This window comes from Bradyrhizobium sacchari (assembly GCF_002068095.1).
Classification (GTDB): Bacteria; Pseudomonadota; Alphaproteobacteria; order Rhizobiales; family Xanthobacteraceae; genus Bradyrhizobium; species Bradyrhizobium sacchari.
In genome coordinates this window covers 411,305-428,429 of sequence record NZ_LWIG01000033.1, presented here as the reverse complement: position 1 = coordinate 428,429, position 17,125 = coordinate 411,305, and the positions used below count along the sequence as shown (strand labels likewise).

Here is a 17,125-nt window from a genome sequence, read left to right as displayed (position 1 = left end):
CCCGACTGGATGCTCCAGTGGCGGCTTGAGGCCTATCGGCGCTGGCTGACCATGACCGAGCCGACCTGGGCCCGTGTCGACTATCCCAAGATCGACTTCCAGGATCTCTATTATTACGCGGCGCCGAAGCCGAAGAAGGCGGTCTCCTCGCTCGACGAGATCGATCCGGAGATCCTGAAGACCTACGAGAAGCTCGGCATTCCCTTGCGGGAAGTCGCCATGCTCGAAGGCGTCGAGCCGAAGGTGGGCGAGGAAGATCCGGCGCGCCGCAAGATCGCGGTCGATGCTGTCTTCGATTCGGTCTCGGTTGCGACCACGTTCAAGGCGGAGCTGAAGAAGGCCGGCGTGATCTTCATGCCGATCTCGGAGGCGATCCGCGAGCACCCTGAGCTGGTGCAGAAGTATCTCGGCTCGGTGGTTCCGACTTCGGACAATTTCTACGCGACGCTGAACTCGGCGGTGTTCTCGGACGGCTCGTTCGTCTACGTGCCGCCGGGCGTGCGCTGCCCGATGGAGCTGTCGACCTATTTCCGCATCAACGAGCGCAACACCGGCCAGTTCGAGCGCACGCTGATCATCGCCGACAAGGGCTCCTACGTCTCCTATCTCGAGGGCTGCACAGCGCCGCAGCGCGACGAGAATCAGCTGCACGCGGCCGTGGTCGAGCTCGTCGCGCATGACGATGCCGAGATCAAATATTCGACGGTGCAGAACTGGTATCCCGGCAATTCGGAAGGCAAGGGCGGCATCTACAATTTCGTCACCAAGCGTGGCGACTGCCGCGGCGCCAACTCCAAGATCTCCTGGACCCAGGTCGAGACGGGTTCGGCAATCACCTGGAAATATCCGAGCTGCATCCTGCGTGGCGACAACTCCCGCGGCGAGTTCTACTCGATCGCGATCTCGAACGGCTTCCAGCAGGTCGATAGCGGCACCAAGATGATCCATCTCGGCAAGAACACGTCGAGCCGCATCATCTCCAAGGGCATCGCCGCCGGCAAGTCGCAGAACACCTATCGCGGTCTCGTCACGGCGCACCGGAAAGCCACCGGGGCACGCAACTTCACCGCCTGCGATTCCTTGCTGATCGGCGACAAATGCGGCGCGCACACCGTGCCGTACATCGAGGCGAAGAACTCGTCCGCGACGTTCGAGCATGAGGCGACGACCTCGAAGATCTCCGAGGACGTCCTGTTCTACTGCATCCAGCGTGGCCTCAGCCAGGAAGAGGCTGTCGGCCTCGTCGTCAACGGCTTCGTCAAGGACGTGCTGCAGCAGCTGCCGATGGAATTCGCGGTGGAAGCGCAGAAGCTGATCTCGATCTCGCTCGAAGGGTCGGTCGGTTAACACCGATCCTCGCGGTGCGCACCTCGCGCTCCAACATCAATTGAATAGACTGGATACCAAGATGGCTTTGCTTGAAGTAAAAGACCTCAAGGTTCGTGTCGAGGAGCGTGAGATCCTCCACGGGCTGACGCTGACCGTGAACGAGGGCGAGGTGCACGCGATCATGGGGCCGAACGGCTCCGGCAAGTCGACGCTCTCACACGTCATTGCCGGCAAGCCCGGCTACGAGGTCACCGACGGCCAGATCCTGTTCAAGGGCGAGGACCTCCTGGAGATGGACCCGGACGAGCGCGCCGCCAAGGGCGTGTTCCTGGCGTTCCAGTATCCGGTCGAGATCCCCGGCGTCGCCACCATGACGTTCCTGCGTACCGCGCTGAACGCGCAGCGTAAGGCGCGCGGCGAGGGTGAATATTCGACCCCCGACTTCCTGAAGAAGGTCCGCGAGGTCTCGAAGTCGCTGAACATTCCGCAGGACATGCTCAAGCGCGGCGTCAATGTCGGCTTCTCCGGCGGCGAGAAGAAGCGCAACGAGGTGCTGCAGATGGCGCTGTTCGAGCCGAGCCTGTGCATCCTCGACGAGATGGATTCCGGCCTCGACATCGACGCGCTTCGCATTGCGGCCGACGGCGTCAACGCACTGCGCTCGCCCAAGCGCGCGATGGTCGTCATCACCCACTATCAGCGGCTGCTGAACTACATCGTGCCTGATTTCGTGCACGTGATGTCGCGCGGTCGGGTCGTGAAGAGCGGCGCTAAGGATCTGGCGCTGGAGCTGGAGGCGTCCGGCTACGCCCAGTTCGAGGACGCGTAAGGATTTTTGGAGATGAACGTTGCTGTGGCAAAGACCGGGAACGGCCGCGCGGTGAGCGATCTCTTCGCCAGCGCCGAAGGCCGCTTGCCGGGTTCGTCGGCCGTGGGAGCAGTGCGCCGGGAGGCATTCGAGACCTATGAGCGTCTCGGCCTGCCGCACCGCCGGATCGAGGAGTGGAAATACACCGATCTGCGCGCGCTGGTCGGCGAGGTACTGCCGCTGGCAGCGGCGCCCGATGCGGCCGCGCTGAAGCGCGCTGCGGAAGCCGTGAAGGCGCATGCGATCGCTGGCGCCCGCAAGCTGGTGCTGGTCGACGGTGTGTTCGTGGCCGATCTCTCCGACGTGAAGACACTCGCGTCCGAGGTGAGCGTCAAGACGGTGCGCGAGGTCCTGGCGAACGAGGCCAATCACGCCGCCGGCGATCTCCTCCAAACCGCCGCGATCGATGCGGTGATCTCGCTCAATGCGGCGATGGCGACGGATGGCGTGGTGGTCTCGGTGGCCGACGGCACCCACTTGTCCGCGCCGATCCAGGTCATTCATGTCGCGACGGCGGCTGGTGCGTCCGCGTTCACCCGTTCGCATCTGCGGATTGGCAAGGGCGTGCGCGCCACGATCGTCGAGAGCTTCGTCGCAGCCGGAAAGGCGAGTGGCTACCAGGTCAACGATGCGGTGGTCCTCTGGATCGGCGATGACGCCGACGTTGCGCATATCCGTCTGATGGACGATGCGCCTGATGCGGTGAACGTCACCTCGCAGTTCGTTACCGTCGGTGCCAATACCAAGCTGAACTTCTTCAACATGACCACCGGCGCTGCCGTCAGCCGCCTGCAGGGCTTCATCACGCTGGCGGGCGAGGGCAGCGAGCTCTCGGCCAATGGCGTGAACCTGCTGCAGAAGACCGAGCATGGCGACACCACGCTTGTCGTCGACCATGCCGTGCCGAACTGCGTCAGCCGCGAGACTTTTCGCGCGGTGATCGACGATCGCGCCCATTCGGTGTTCCAGGGCCGTATCATCGTCCGCCCCGACGCGCAGAAGACCGACGGCAAGATGATGACCCGTGCGCTGCTGCTCTCGGACGAAGCCGAGGCGGACAACAAGCCCGAGCTGGAAATCTTCGCCGACGACGTTTCCTGCGGCCACGGCGCCACCGCCGGCGCGCTGGACGACAGCCTCTTGTTCTATCTGAAGGCGCGCGGCTTGCCGGAGAAGCAGGCCCAGGCGCTGCTGATCCAGGCCTTTGTCGGTGAGGCGATCGAGCAGATCGCCGACGACAATCTGCGTGAGCACGTGATCGGCATCGCCGAGCGCTGGCTGGAGCGTCGGTCATGAGCACGCATCCCGCGGTCAAGAACGGTGCCTATGACGTCGCGCGCGTGCGCCAGGACTTTCCGGCGCTCGCCATGCAGGTCTATGGCAAACCGCTGGTCTATCTCGACAACGCCGCGTCGGCGCAGAAGCCGAGTGCCGTGCTCGACCGCATGACGCAGGCCTATACGAGCGAATATGCCAACGTGCATCGCGGCCTGCACTACCTGGCGAACGCTGCGACGGAAGCCTATGAGGGCGGCCGCGCCAAGGTGGCGCAGTTCATCAATGCCTCGCGCACTGAGGAAGTGATCTTTACCCGCAACGCGACCGAGGCGATCAATCTGGTGGCGTCGTCGTGGGGTGGCCCGAACATCCGGGACGGCGACGAGATCGTCATCTCGATCATGGAGCACCACTCCAACATCGTGCCGTGGCATTTCCTGCGGGAACGCCAGGGTGCCGTGATCAAATGGGCCCCGGTCGACGACGAGGGCAATTTCCTGATCGATGAGTTCGAGAAGCTGCTGACGGCGAAGACCAAGCTGGTCGCGATCACGCAGATGTCGAACGCGCTCGGCACCATCGTGCCGGTCAAGGACGTCGTCAGGATCGCCCATGCCCGCGGCATCCCGGTGCTGGTGGACGGCAGCCAGGGCGCCGTGCATCTGCCGGTGGACGTCCAGGACATCGGCTGCGACTTCTACGTCTTCACCGGCCACAAGGTCTATGGTCCGACCGGCATCGGCGTGCTCTGGGCCAAGTACGACCAACTCGTCGCGATGCGCCCCTTCAACGGCGGCGGCGAGATGATCCGCGAGGTCTCCCGCGAGGTCGTCACCTATGGCGATCCCCCGCACAAGTTCGAGGCGGGCACGCCCGCGATCGTCGAGGCCGTGGGTCTTGGCGCCGCCATCGACTACGTCAATTCGATCGGCAAGGAGCGCATTGCCGCGCACGAGGCCGACCTGACGGCCTACGCCCAGGAGAAGCTGCGCGAGATCAACTCGCTGCGGCTGATCGGCACGGCGCGCGGCAAGGGCCCGGTGATCTCGTTCGAGCTCAAGGGCGCGCATGCCCACGACGTCGCCACCGTGATCGACCGCCAGGGCATCGCGGTCCGCGCCGGCACCCACTGCGTCATGCCGCTTTTAGAGCGGTTCAATGTGACGGCCACCTGCCGGGCCTCGTTCGGCATGTATAATACGCGGGAAGAAGTCGATCATCTGGCACAGGCGCTGCTGAAGGCGCGGGATTTGTTCGCATGAGTGACACGGCCGAAATCAAAGCCAATCCGATGGAGACCCATTCGGCGCTGCCGCCGGAGGAGACCGAGCGTCTCACCACTGAGATCATTGCCGGGCTGAAGACCGTGTTCGACCCGGAAATCCCGGCCGACATCTACGAGCTCGGCCTCATCTACAAGGTCGAGATCAAGGACGACCGCTCCGTCGACGTCCAGATGACGCTGACGACGCCGAACTGTCCGGCCGCCGGCGAGCTGCCGACCATGGTCGAGAACGCGGTCGCGAGCGTCCCCGGCGTCGGCGTGGTCGACGTCAAGGTGGTCTGGGAGCCACCGTGGTCGCCCGAGCGCATGAGCGACGAGGCCCGCCTCGTGCTCAACATGTGGTGACGCGTACACTCTTGCTTTGACCCCCTGGCATTGAATTCGCGCCGTAACGGACCACATCACTGACATGACACAGGCAACACCAGCATCCACTCCGAAGCCGCGGCGGCCGCGCCCGCAGGTGATGCGGCTGACGGATGCCGCTGCCCAGCGCATCACCGAGCTGACCCAGCGCGCGGACTCGGAGATTGTGGGCTTGCGCGTCGGCGTGAAGAACGGCGGCTGCGCCGGCCAGTCCTACACGGTCGAATACGCCCACGAGATCCGCCCGACCGACGAGGTCGTCGAGGACAAGGGCGTCAAGATCCTGGTCGATCCCAAGGCCGTGCTCTTCCTGCTCGGCACCGAGATGGACTATAAGGCCGACAAGATGCAGGCCCAGTTCGTCTTCAACAACCCCAACCAGGTCTCCGCCTGCGGCTGCGGCGAGTCGGTCGAACTGCGTCCGGCCAAGATCGACGGGTAAGCCCGGCTTTCGCGTTTTAATCAGCCATCGCCCTGGCGAACGCCAGGATCCATACCGCGTGATCTCGCGGTGATGGGCGGCTCAGTATCGACGCTGGTACGACGGGCAGTTTTCGCTAAACTCCTCCCCGGGATAATGGGTCCTGGCGTTCGCCTGGACGACGGTGGGAGAGAGCGTGCGCATGGACCGCGAATTCCTGATCGACCTGTTCGCCGATTTCGGCCCCGTCACCATCCGAAAAATGTTTTCCGGCTACGGCGTCTCAGCCGATGGCATCAACTTCGCGCTGTCGCTGCGCGCCGGCCTGTTCTTGCGTGCCGACGAGTTGACGATCCCGGACTTTGAGGCGGAAGGCTCAAAACCGTTTCAATATTCGACCCGCGCCAAGACCGTGGTGGTCAACTCCTACTGGGAGCTGCCCGCACGCCTGTTCGACGATTCCACGGAGCTCGCACAATGGGCGAGGGCGGCACTCGCCGCCGCGCAGCGCGCCAGGGTGAAGAAGCGGCCGAGGAAGGCGGCGGCGAAAAAGCCTGCGAAAAAGGCGGCGGCGAAGAAACTCGCTGCCAAGACGAAGCGTCCGGCCAAGAAAGCGACCAAGAAGACGGTGCTGTAGGGTTGGGCAAAGCGAAGCGTGCCCACCAATGTCGCAGCATTGCTGGTGGGCACGGCGCTTTGCGCCTTTGCTCACCCTAGGGCAGTTGATGAAAGTCTACGCCACCCGGCTATGGCTCTCGATCGCGAATTCGGGATCGGCTTCGCAGATCACGCGGTTGCGGCCGTTGCGCTTGGCGGCGTAGAGGCAGGCGTCCGCACGTTCGATCAATGCGTCGGTGTCGTCGCCCGGCTTGAGCATGGAGACGCCGACGGAGATGGTGACGCGGCCAAGAATCTCGCCGGTCGACTTCTTCTTCAATTCCTTCGCCATCACTGCGCGGCGGATGTGATCAGCGACGGTGAGGGCCTGGCGCAGCGCGGTGTTGGGCAGCACCACCGCGAACTCCTCGCCGCCGTAACGGGCGGTGATGTCCTGGCCCTTGATGGTCTGCTTCAGCGACAGGCCGACGAGCCGCAGCACCTGGTCGCCGGTGAGATGGCCGTAGGAATCGTTGAACGACTTGAAGTGATCGATGTCGAACAGCAGCAGCGAGAGCGGCTCGCCCGAGGCGAGTGCGCTCTGCACGGCCATGCCGATCATGCGGTCGAAATATTTGCGGTTGCCGAGGCCGGTGAGCGGGTCGGTCAGACTCTCGGCGCGGATCGCCTCGAGGCTCTGCTGGAGATTGCTGATCTCGTTCTTCGACAGCGTCAGCCGGTCCTCCAGCGCCTTGTTGGTCTCGCGCATCTCGCTGGTCGAACGCAGCAGCGTCTCGACGATCGCCTTGATCTGGTCGCGGCTCTTGGCCGACGCCAGCTTTTCGGAGGCGCCCGACAGGCTGGCATCGTAGGAGCCGGTCATCCCGAGCGCATCGCCCAGGACGCGCATCACGTCGTCGATCTCGCCGATGACGCGCGCGCCGACCTTGTCGATGCGGTCGGTGGTCTTGATGTGTGAGAGATAGGTCTCGTAGATCTGCTCGAGATCGGCTTCGGTCAGCTTGCCGTGACGAGCCAGCGTCTCGTTGATGATCTTGTTGAGCGGTGCGTTGTAGCCGGTGGCGTAGACGTACCAGATCTCGTAATTGCGGGGAATTGCAGTCTGTCGAAGCGATCGGATCTGACCGAGCGCCACTTCGGCGAACGCCATCGTGCGTTCGTGTTCGTCGAGAACCTTGACCACAGAACATACCCCACAGCGGTCGGAGCGCCGTCGACCGCAGCAATGCTTAAATTATGTTCGCAGGCTAATGGACGATCGTGAACACCCCGTAAATATACGTTCACGAATGCGTCTGAAAAAGTGTGCAGCAGCCTGTTTCAACCAGCCTGAAGCGTATCGCGCTTCAGGCGCCGGCGGGGGAGCGAACCGGCCGCAACAGGAACGCCGGCAGGTGCGAATGATCGCCCGGCTCGGTGTCGGCCTCGCGCTGGCGGCGCGGCTCGGGACGGCCGATCGACGGCACATGCGAGGTATTGGCCTGCGGGCGGGAGGCGTGACGCGGCTCTGACGCGCGCTTTCCGTCGGACGCGTGCCGTGCTTCGGAAGAATGTCTTGCTTCAGAAGAATGTCTTGGATCGCCACGCGCCTCGCGCGGCTCGTGGCTGCGCTCACGGTCGTGACCGCGCCGCTCGCCGCGCTGCGGCTTGCCGCGCCCTCCACGTGAACGCTCACGGCCGCGCTGCTCGCGCGGACGCTCGGCCGTATCGGAGGCCTCAGTGTGGACTTCGTAGTCGCCCTCGGCGCGCGGAATGCTCTGGCCGATCAGCTTCTCGATCGCCGCCATCGACTTCTGGTCGAGCGGCGTCACGATCGAGATCGCGGTGCCGGTGCGGCCGGCGCGGCCGGTGCGGCCGATGCGGTGGACGTAGTCATCGGCGTGGTGGGGAACGTCGAAATTGAAGACGTGGCTGACCTCGGGAATGTCGAGGCCGCGCGCGGCGACGTCAGAGGCGACGAGGAGCGGCAGCTCGCCCTTGCGGAACTGGTCGAGCGCGGCCATGCGGGCCGGCTGGTCCATGTCGCCATGTAGTGCGCCGACGCTGAAGCCGTGCTTCTGGAGCGATTTGTGAACGATCGCGACCTCGCGCTTGCGATTGCAGAAGATGATCGCATTCTTGAGGTCCTTGGCCTCGCGCAGCAGGCGGCGAAGCAATTCGCGCTTCTCGTGCGCTTCGCGTCCGGCGGGCACCTGGGCCTGCGTGACGGTGACGGCGGTGGTGGCGGGGCGGGAGACTTCGACCTTCTGCGGATTGTGCAGGAAGGCTTCGGTGATGCGCCGGATTTCCGGCGGCATGGTTGCGGTGAAGAACAGGGTCTGGCGGGTGAAGGGGACGAGCTTGCAGATGCGCTCGATGTCGGGAATGAAGCCCATGTCCAGCATGCGGTCGGCCTCGTCGATCACGAGCAGCTCGACGCCGGTGAGCAGGAGGCCGCCGCGTTCGGTATGGTCGAGCAGGCGGCCCGGGGTTGCGATGAGCACGTCGACGCCGCGCATCAGCTTGGCGTCCTGGTCGCCGAAGGAGACGCCGCCGATCAGGAGGGCGACGTTGAGTTTCTGGCCAGCGCCGTAGCGGTCGAAGTTTTCCTTCACCTGTGCCGCGAGCTCGCGGGTCGGCTCCAGGATCAACGTGCGCGGCATGCGCGCCCGGGCGCGGCCCTTTTCGAGGATGGTGAGCATCGGCAGCACGAAGGCCGCGGTCTTGCCGGTGCCGGTCTGGGCGATGCCGAGCACGTCCTTGCGCGCGAGGACGTGGGGGATCGCCTGTTCCTGAATGGGGGTGGGGTTGGTGTAACCGGTGGCCGCCACTGCGGCGAGGACTTTTTCGGACAGTCCGAGATTTGAAAAGGACATTGAGCCTCTGGTCGAAACCGCCGTTCGGAATCGAGGGTAATAAGGCTGGTCGCGTTCCACCCCGAAACGGCGCGCTCTCTAGGAAGCTGGGGGTGCTGACTCACGCGAACAAAGCGCAAGGCTCAGGAATCGCTCTTCGATCCGAGCTGCGTCGCACCGGAACATAGGCAGGAATTGGCCAAAGTCAATGGAGCAGGCGCGGGAAGGCCCTAAAAAACCTGAGGTTTTTAGCCAAATCCCGGGCGCGGCTGGGGTTTTCCGCCCCCGCCATGCGCGGGCACGGGTCGCCCGGGGGACCGGCTAATGCCCTTCGGACCCCTGGGTCCGGAAGTCGCCGGGGGCCATGCCGTAGGCGGCGTTGAAGACCCGGTAGTAGGTCGCAAGGCTCTCGAAACCGCAGGAGGCCGCGATGTCGGCGATCCGCCGTTCCGGCGCCTCAAGCATCAGGCGGCGGCTCTGCTTGAGGCGCTCGTCGGTCACGGTCAGCGAAAAACTCTTCTCGGCGGCCTCGAACAGCATGTGCAGGTGCCGGACGGACACGCCGAGCTGGCCGGCCACCATCGCCGGGTCGAGAGCCGGGTCCTGCAAATGGCGCGAGATCAGGTGTCGCGCCTGCGACAGGCGGGCGGTCCGCAGCGCGGCCTGTCCAAGCCGGCTGCCGGGCCGCACGATGCCACGCTCGATCAGCGCCAGATGCGCGAGAGCCTGGACGAGGGAGGCCGCATCCAGCGCCCCCTCGGCGTCCACCGCGGCTTTGCCGAGATCGGCAAAGCACGCACTCAGCAGCGGCGTGAGGGTAGGATCGCCGAAGGTCCGGGGCACAAGCTCGCGCACCCGCTTGTCCTGCGTGGGGAGGGAGCTCACCGGGACCTTCAGGATGCGCAGGTGGAAGCCGCCGGCGCCGAGCGGCGTGGTGCGGTAGGGCAGGTCAGTATGGCTGGTGGCGAAGCTGCCATTGGCGATCGAAAAGTCGCTTCCGCGCATGCCGCCGAACCAGCCGCCGCTGCCGAGCTGCTGGTAGACGCAGATGCTGTCGCTGGGCGCGTAGGCGATGTCGGAGGTGCTGCGCTCGACCGTGTAGGGAGAGGCCTTCAGCTCGACGAGGCCGGCGCCGCCGAGCTGGCGGAGCGAGAATTCACCGTAGAAGTCCGTCCGTCGCTCGCGCTCGAGCTCGGCGGTGACGCCGAACAGGCCCTTGGACCGGACTTCGCGCCAATAGTCGAAGCGGTCATGCGGCTCCACCTCGTCCGTACACCAGCGATACACGGCAGCCCCCGCTTGCAGCGCAATTGCCCAAGAAAAAGCAGATTCCGCGGGAATCTGCCATAGCGAGATGATGGAACCCGAACCTGGATGGGTTGAACCCCCGATATGGCTGGGCCGACTATCACATCAACGGGGAAGGCTCCAATGAACGACCGTTCGAGGGGAGCCGTCATGGGCCATTCTGCAACGGGTTTTTTCGATGACGCGTCGGCTTTTCAGAATTTTTGCAGCCCTCGGCCTCGCGTTGAGCTTGAGCGGCCTGGCAGCTCCCGCGCAGGCCGAGAAGCGCGTCGCGCTGGTCGTCGGCAACAACGATTACAGGAACGTTCCCAAGCTGCTCAAGGCCGTCAACGACGCCCGCACCATGGGCGATACGCTGAAGCAGCTCGGCTTCCAGGTGATGGTCGCCGAGAACCAGAACCGCCAGCAATTCTCCGAGACGTTGCTTGCCTTCGACCGGACGATCGAGCCCGGCGACACCGCGTTCTTCTTCTACGCCGGTCACGGCTTCGAGATCGCGGGCCAGAACTATCTGCTGCCGACCGACGTGCCGGCGGCGACCGAAGGGCAGGAAGAGCTGGTGCGCGACGCCTCGATCCTGGCCGACCGCATTGTCGAGCGCCTCCAGAACAAGAAGGCGCGGACCTCCATCCTGGTGTTCGATGCCTGTCGCAACAATCCGTTCGAGCGCGCCGGCACGCGCGCGGTCGCCGGCGGCGGCGGGCTTGCGCCGATGGTTCAACTGCCTGAGGGCGTGTTCTCGGTGTTCTCGGCCGGTCCCCGCCAGACCGCGCTCGATCGCCTCTCCAACGACGACGCCAATCCCAATTCGGTGTTCACGCGCACCTTCGCCAGGGAGCTGCTGCAGCCCGGCGAGAACCTCGTGCAGGTGGCCCAGCGCACCCGCCGGCTCGTCAGCGAAATGGCCGACACCGTCAAGCACCGCCAGGTGCCGGTCTATTTCGACCAGATGGTCGACGACGTCTTCCTGAGCGGCATCACGAAAGACGCCGCCGCGCGCCCGGCCGATCCGCCGGCGCAGAAGCTCGCGGCGCTGCCGCCGGTCTCTGTCCCGCGCGTGCCGAAGGAGGAAACCACCAACGCGCCGATCGCGAGCTTTTCGCGCCACAATGGCGGCTGGAGCGTGGTGTTCTCCTTCGCCGACCCGACGCTCGGTATTTCCTGGCGTATGGCAGGTAAGGGCGATTTCCGCGAGACCGGATTCATCGACACGCTCGATCCGCGCACGCGCAAGCGGATGCCGAACCCGTCGATCGAACTGCCGCCGGATGCGCAAGCCGGCACCATCGAGGTCCGCTACGTCGACCAGTCGGGCGACATGCAGGGTCCGTTCCCGATCAGGTTCGATCCCGAGGCCGCACTGATCCGCGACCAGCGCAAGATCCTCGACATGACCTCGACGAGCTGGCTGTCATTCCGCGAGTTCAACGGCCTGCTGGTCTATTACACGCACCTCGTGTCGTATCGCTGCGCCATCCGCGAAGTGCGCATCGGCATCGACACCGCCGTGCCCAATCAGGTGCTGAAGATGCCGAATTGCGACATGCGTGACCCCAGCGCGATCAGCGCCGGCATGCCGCTCTACATGAAGCTGGCACCGGCCACGCAGTTCGTCTCGGTGGAGCTGACCTATCGCGACGGCAGCGTCTCGGAGATCAAGAGCTTTCGCAGCGCGAACCGCAGCAACAATTGATCATTCAGGGGGACGTGTCGAGGGCACGTCCGCTAGAGTGTGATCCGGAAACGTGCGAAGCGGTTTTCCGAAAAGATCATGCTCAAGCAATAACATACAGCGCGATGACGATTGATCGCAATTTCATCGCGCTTTAGGCGCGCCGCCTCCGGATGAAGCGCTTGATGGACTCGAAGGCCTCGATCAACGGAGGCGTCAGCGAGAAGAATGCGCCCATCGCAATCGAGATGACGACGTGGCGCAGCAGGAGCTTTTCCTGCTCCTCGAATGGGTAGCCGTTCTGGTTAATGGGCACCGGCGCAAGCGTACCGGTCGGGCCCGGATCGGGGGTCCGCGGCTTGCGGGGCGGGATCATGACCACGACGAAAAGCACGTTGATCAGGATCCAGACGCCGAGCAGTATAAGGATCGTCTGCACTGCAATTTCCTGAAGCAAATCGAATTTTGCAGAAACGCTAACGGGCATTCGCAACCGCGGCAAATTAAACTTGCTTGCTGCACTGCACAGAAAGCTTAACTCGTAAATGAGGGCGGCCCTTGAACCCGAGTTCCTCCGTAAAAGTGCGGTGTTGCATCGTCGGCGGCGGTCCGGCCGGCATGATGCTCGGCTATCTGCTCGGGCGCGCCGGCATCGACGTCGTCGTGCTGGAGAGGCATGCGGATTTCTTTCGGGACTTTCGCGGCGACACCGTGCATCCCTCGACGCTTCAGGTGATGGATGAGCTCGGCCTGATCGACGGGTTCCTAGAGCTGCCGCATCAGCGGTTGCAGAAGATGGATGGACTGTTCGGCGGTACGCCGGTGCGGATCGCCGATCTCAGCCGGCTGCACACCAAGTACCCGTTCATCGCCTTCATGCCGCAATGGGACTTCCTCAATTTCCTGCGCGAGGCGGGCCGGCGCTTTGCCTCGCTCAAGGTCATGATGAACACCGAGGCCGTCGATCTGATCCGCCGCGGCGACACCATCGCCGGCGTCCGGGCGAAGACGCCGGACGGTGCCATCGACATCGAGGCCGATCTCACCGTCGCCTGCGACGGCCGGCATTCGACGGTGCGCGAGCGCGCCGGCCTCGAGGTCGAGGAGATCGGCGCGCCGATGGACGTGCTGTGGTTCCGCGCCGGCCGCAAGGCTGACGAAACCGAGAACCTGTTTGCGCGCATCGAGCCCGGCAAGATGATGATCACCTTCGATCGCGGTGACTACTGGCAATGCGCCTATGTCATCGCCAAGGGACAGCATGATGCGGTGAAGGCGAGGGGATTGCAGGCGTTGCTCGACGACGTCGTGCGCATGGCGCCGGTCCTCCGGTCCGGCATTGCCGACGTGAAGAGCTTCGATGACGTCAAGCTGCTCACCGTCGCGATCAATCGCCTGAAGCGCTGGACGCGGCCGGGCCTGCTGCTCATTGGCGATGCCGCCCATGCGATGTCGCCGGTCGGCGGTGTCGGCGTCAATCTGGCCGTACAGGATGCGGTGGCGACCGCCAATCTGCTCGCGGACAAGCTTGGGCGCGGCTGTCCGTCCGAGGATGAGCTCGACGCCGTACGCCGCCGGCGCGAATTTCCGGTGCGGATGACGCAACGCATGCAGGTGGTCGTGCAGAACAACATCATCAGCGGCGCGTTGCAGGGCGGCGAGCGGCCGCTGAAGGTGCCGCTGATCGTTCGCCTGATCACCGCGCTGCCATGGCTCCAGGGCATCCCGGCGCGGTTGATCGCGCTCGGTGTGCGGCCCGAGCACGTGCAGTCGAAGGCCGCGGCGGCATCGTAGCAGAGCAATCGGTAGGGATAATGCGGCGTTAAATCGCGCGTGGCGCGTTGCGCGCGTGCAACAGCGAGGGCGGATTCAAAGCGCGCGGATCGCCGATCCCGCGTCTTAACTTTCTTGATTCAAATTTGAGTAAGGGTTGCGTGTGACCGTGCGCCCATCAAAGGACACGGGGTGTACCATGCGTAACAAGTTGATTGCTGCCTTCGCCTGCACGACCGCTCTGGTTTCGACTGGTGCTGCGTCCGCCGCCGATCTCGGTGCGCGCTACACGAAGGCGCCGGCCTATGTCGAGCCGCTGTTCAACTGGACCGGTTTCTATGTCGGCGGCCACATCGGCGGCGCATGGACCAATGAGCAGTTCATCAACAACGGCAACTTCTCGACGTTCGGCGACCTCGTCCCGGGCCAGGGCTTTCGTCAGCGCAATTCGGGCGTCATGGGCGGTGCCCAGATCGGCTACAACTGGCAGGCGAACAATTACGTGTTCGGCATGGAAGGCACGATCTCCGGCCTCGACAACCAGGGTTCGTTCAGGAACACCGTCTTTGGCCCTGCGAACGACGTGTTCTCCTGGCGAGCCAACGTGCTGGTGACGGTGGTCGGTCGTGCCGGCTTTGCCGTGCAGAACAACCTCTTCTACATCAAGGGCGGCTACGCGGGCGTCAACAACCGGCTCTCGGTCACCGACCCGGTCGTGACGACTACCGGCGGTCAGACTCACTGGGCCAATGGCTGGACCGTCGGCGCCGGCTGGGAATACGGCGTCACCCGCAACTGGATCGTCGGCCTCGAATACAATTACGCGGCCTTCGGCAGCCAGACCTATCAGCTCGGCGGCCTCTCGGGTAACTACACCTTCGATGCCAAGCCGCGCGACATCCAGTGGGCCGTCGTACGCGCGAGCTACAAGTTCGACGCGCCGGTCATCGCGCGCTACTGAGCAACGAACGACCAATCAGCAAAAGAAGACGATCACTGCCAAATTCAAAGCCCCGGCCATGCCGGGGCTTCTTTTTGCGCGCAGCGTACGCGCCCCTTCAGGCCATCACCGAAAACCCGCCGTCGACCGGGATCGCGGTGCCCGTAACGAAGTTGGACGCCGGCGAGGCGAGGAACACCGCGATGCCGGCGAAGTCGTCGATGTCGCCCCAGCGGCCCGCAGGTGTGCGCGCCAGGACGCGCTCGTGCAATCCGGCCACCTGCTGCCGCGCGCCTCGGGTGAGGTCGGTGTCGATCCAGCCCGGCAGGATGGCGTTCACCTGGATGTTGTCGGGGGCCCAGGCATTGGCGCAGGCGCGCGTGTACTGCACGATGCCGCCCTTGCTCGCTGCATAGGCGGTCGCAAAGCTCGCGCCGAAGATCGACATCATCGAGCCGATATTGATTACCTTGCCGTTGCCGGACGCTTTCAGCGCTGGATAGGCGAGCTTCGAGCACACGAAGGCGCTGGTGAGGTTGGTGTCGATCACCTTGTTCCACTCGTCGAGCTCGAGCTCGTGAGGCGGCTTGCGGATGCTCATGCCGGCATTGTTGATGAGGATGTCGATGCGGCCGAATTCCTTGACGACGCGGTCGATCATGGCGGCGACGGCCGCCCTGTCGGTCACGTCGGTGGCAACCGCAATCGCCTTCACGCCCCGCTGCTCGAGATCGGCAACGGCCGCGGCCGACTTGGTTTCGTTGCGTCCGACCACGGCGATATCGGCGCCGGCGTCGGCAAGTCCGTGGGCGAGGCCAAGTCCGATGCCGCCATTGCCTCCTGTGACGACGGCGACCTTGCCGCGAAGATCGAAGCGGTTGGATGTCATGCTGTATTCCCTGGTTTCTTCTATTGGTTGCTCTGCCAGATCAGGACCAGTCCGAAGCCGGCCATGGCTGCGCCATAGCCGGCCCATTGCAACTGGTTGACCATGAAGCTCGATCGCGGCCAGGGCACCGTGCCTGTGCCTTGGCCGATCCAGAGCAGCCCGACGGCGGTCGCAAACAGGCCTGCGACTAGCAGAAATCTGCGCATGCTTTCCTCCCGTTGGTCTGATTCTGTCGGGTCTGCGGCATCAACGATTGCCGCGGTTCCGAAAGCTTGCCGCAAGACTAGCCGTTGCTTTGGCTCGGATACAATGGGCCGGGCTGCAGGGCTGCGGGAAGCGTGATGCCTCGGGCGAGATGATCAGCGATGACGACTGGTGCAGGATCGAAAGTCGGCTTCGAAGGGCGCGCCGGTCGCTGAAGGCGAGGGTCATAGCGCTGACGGCCCTCAACAACGAAAAAGCCCCGGGCGATGCCGGGGCTTTGACGTCTGAACTTGCGTTCGGATCAGTGCGCGGTCGCTCAGTACTTGGCGACGACCGGACCGGTCCAGTTGAAGCGGTAGACCAGCGAGGTCGAGATCGTCTGGTTCCAGCTGTTGGCGCGGATGCTCTGGGTGGTCAGAGCGTTCGTTCCGTCGGTCAGAATGTCCGAAGTCTTGGCGTTGTAGAAGGCCGAACGATACTCGGTCTTCATGAACCAGCCCGGGGACTGGATGCCGAAGATGTTCAGGTTGTTCTCGACGCCGCCGCCGATGAACCAGCCGTTGCGGTTGTAGCCGTTGATGTGGACGCCAGCCGGGGTGCCGGCCAAGGTCGTGAAGGTCGTGCTGCCGAAGTGGGCGCCGGAGTAACCGCCGTTGACGTAGGAGAGAACGTTCGGAGCGACCAGCCAGCCGAGGCGGACACCAGCGGCCCAGGAGTCTTCCAGCTTCTGGCGACCAGTGATCGGGCCGGTCGGGAAGATCGGATCCTGCACGGTGCTGCGGATGCTGCCGAACTGACCGTCAGCGAACACGCCGGCGACCCAGGTGCCGCTGAACTGCCAGTCGTAGCCGAGACCGACGGTGCCGAACCAGCCCGAGCCACCCTGGCGCTGGTCGATGGTCAGCGGGAGCGCGGTGGCCGTGGTCTGAATGCGCTGGTCGGAGTTCGACAGACCGCCGCCGCCGCCGCCGAACACGTAGAAGCCGGTCCAGCTGGCAACCGGAGCAGCCACCGGAGCCTTCACGTAAGGACGGGCCGCGAGGTCAGCCGCCGAAGCCGAACCCGTCATCGCCGCAACCGCGGTCAGAGCCAGCACAATCTTCTTCATGATAAAATCCCCAACCTTGGTCTGTAGCAGCGCGAGCGCACTGAAGTTCGTGTCATCTGATGCCCGGACTATAGACGTTTCCTGCCGAAATGCTGTTGCCGGGCAGGCACAGTCGCCGGAAAACGCCGGTCGGCGGGGTTTGAGAGCGGTTGCACCGGCTTTCGGAAAACAGTCGTAAAATCAAAGTGTTGCTGGAATATCGGAGTGCGGGACGAGGTAAGCTTTCGTTAGC

17 protein-coding genes are annotated in these 17,125 nt (G+C 64.2%); 10 read left to right on the top strand and 7 right to left on the bottom strand.

Features of this window, described 5'->3' with window-relative positions; all coding sequences use genetic code 11:
• From sufB to A5906_RS30020, 7 genes are all read left to right on the top strand, one after another.
• A partial coding sequence (gene sufB, locus A5906_RS30050; protein ID WP_080136157.1) for a Fe-S cluster assembly protein SufB occupies nucleotides 1-1,347 on the top strand: 1,347 nt, incomplete at its 5' end.
• Nucleotides 1,348-1,408: 61 nt separating this feature from the next.
• Entirely contained in the window at nucleotides 1,409-2,158 is a 750-nt protein-coding gene (gene sufC, locus A5906_RS30045; protein ID WP_080138806.1) for a Fe-S cluster assembly ATPase SufC, read from the top strand.
• Between the two features lie 12 nt (nucleotides 2,159-2,170).
• A complete protein-coding gene (gene sufD / locus A5906_RS30040; RefSeq protein WP_080138805.1) occupies nucleotides 2,171-3,493 on the top strand; it encodes a Fe-S cluster assembly protein SufD in 1,323 nt (440 codons plus the stop codon).
• Nucleotides 3,490-4,737, top strand: coding sequence for a cysteine desulfurase (locus tag A5906_RS30035; protein WP_080138804.1), 1,248 nt, complete (start codon nucleotides 3,490-3,492; stop codon nucleotides 4,735-4,737). Before sufD ends, A5906_RS30035 begins: the two co-directional genes overlap by 4 nt.
• On the top strand, nucleotides 4,734-5,105 hold the full coding sequence (locus tag A5906_RS30030; protein WP_063683732.1) for an SUF system Fe-S cluster assembly protein: 372 nt from the start codon (nucleotides 4,734-4,736) through the stop codon (nucleotides 5,103-5,105). Before A5906_RS30035 ends, A5906_RS30030 begins: the two co-directional genes overlap by 4 nt.
• Before the next feature lie 64 nt (nucleotides 5,106-5,169).
• Nucleotides 5,170-5,568 carry a HesB/IscA family protein gene (locus tag A5906_RS30025; RefSeq protein WP_080138803.1) on the top strand — a complete coding sequence of 133 codons (399 nt, stop codon included), beginning with the start codon at nucleotides 5,170-5,172 and terminating at the stop codon, nucleotides 5,566-5,568.
• 181 nt (nucleotides 5,569-5,749) lie between these two features.
• Nucleotides 5,750-6,184: a TfoX/Sxy family protein gene (locus A5906_RS30020; protein WP_080138802.1), complete on the top strand. Its 435-nt coding sequence runs from the start codon at nucleotides 5,750-5,752 to the stop codon at nucleotides 6,182-6,184.
• A 96-nt stretch (nucleotides 6,185-6,280) separates the two neighbouring features.
• Here the strand turns inward: A5906_RS30020 and A5906_RS30015 are convergent, their stop codons facing one another.
• From A5906_RS30015 to A5906_RS30005, 3 genes are all read right to left on the bottom strand, one after another.
• Complete coding sequence (locus A5906_RS30015; protein ID WP_080138801.1) at nucleotides 6,281-7,348, bottom strand: GGDEF domain-containing protein; 1,068 nt, start codon at nucleotides 7,346-7,348, stop codon at nucleotides 6,281-6,283.
• Nucleotides 7,349-7,511: 163 nt separating this feature from the next.
• Nucleotides 7,512-9,020 carry a DEAD/DEAH box helicase gene (locus A5906_RS30010; RefSeq protein WP_080138800.1) on the bottom strand — a complete coding sequence of 503 codons (1,509 nt, stop codon included), beginning with the start codon at nucleotides 9,018-9,020 and terminating at the stop codon, nucleotides 7,512-7,514.
• Nucleotides 9,021-9,320: 300 nt separating this feature from the next.
• Nucleotides 9,321-10,286, bottom strand: a complete 966-nt coding sequence (locus A5906_RS30005; protein ID WP_080138799.1) for an AraC family transcriptional regulator — start codon at nucleotides 10,284-10,286, stop codon at nucleotides 9,321-9,323.
• A 199-nt stretch (nucleotides 10,287-10,485) separates the two neighbouring features.
• Here A5906_RS30005 and A5906_RS30000 point away from each other — a divergent pair, with 199 nt between their 5' ends.
• A complete protein-coding gene (locus A5906_RS30000) occupies nucleotides 10,486-12,000 on the top strand; it encodes a caspase family protein (RefSeq protein WP_080138798.1) in 1,515 nt (504 codons plus the stop codon).
• A 133-nt stretch (nucleotides 12,001-12,133) separates the two neighbouring features.
• Here A5906_RS30000 and A5906_RS29995 read toward each other — a convergent pair whose 3' ends face one another.
• The gene (locus A5906_RS29995; RefSeq protein ID WP_080138797.1) at nucleotides 12,134-12,418 is read right to left on the bottom strand and encodes a hypothetical protein; all 285 of its coding nucleotides are present in this window, start codon (nucleotides 12,416-12,418) and stop codon (nucleotides 12,134-12,136) included.
• 119 nt (nucleotides 12,419-12,537) lie between these two features.
• Between A5906_RS29995 and A5906_RS29990 the strand changes: the two genes are divergently transcribed.
• Nucleotides 12,538-13,773: an FAD-dependent oxidoreductase gene (locus tag A5906_RS29990; protein WP_080138796.1), complete on the top strand. Its 1,236-nt coding sequence runs from the start codon at nucleotides 12,538-12,540 to the stop codon at nucleotides 13,771-13,773.
• Between the two features lie 178 nt (nucleotides 13,774-13,951).
• On the top strand, nucleotides 13,952-14,713 hold the full coding sequence (locus A5906_RS29985; protein WP_080138795.1) for an outer membrane protein: 762 nt from the start codon (nucleotides 13,952-13,954) through the stop codon (nucleotides 14,711-14,713).
• Between the two features lie 97 nt (nucleotides 14,714-14,810).
• Here the strand turns inward: A5906_RS29985 and A5906_RS29980 are convergent, their stop codons facing one another.
• The 3 genes from A5906_RS29980 to A5906_RS29970 form a co-directional block, all read right to left on the bottom strand.
• Entirely contained in the window at nucleotides 14,811-15,581 is a 771-nt protein-coding gene (locus A5906_RS29980) for an SDR family NAD(P)-dependent oxidoreductase (RefSeq protein ID WP_080138794.1), read from the bottom strand.
• Between the two features lie 20 nt (nucleotides 15,582-15,601).
• Nucleotides 15,602-15,787 (bottom strand): hypothetical protein, encoded by a 186-nt coding sequence (locus A5906_RS29975; RefSeq protein WP_018641722.1) that lies wholly within the window; start codon nucleotides 15,785-15,787, stop codon nucleotides 15,602-15,604.
• Nucleotides 15,788-16,101: 314 nt separating this feature from the next.
• Complete coding sequence (locus tag A5906_RS29970; protein ID WP_080138793.1) at nucleotides 16,102-16,893, bottom strand: outer membrane protein; 792 nt, start codon at nucleotides 16,891-16,893, stop codon at nucleotides 16,102-16,104.
• Between the last annotated feature and the right edge of the window lie 232 nt (nucleotides 16,894-17,125).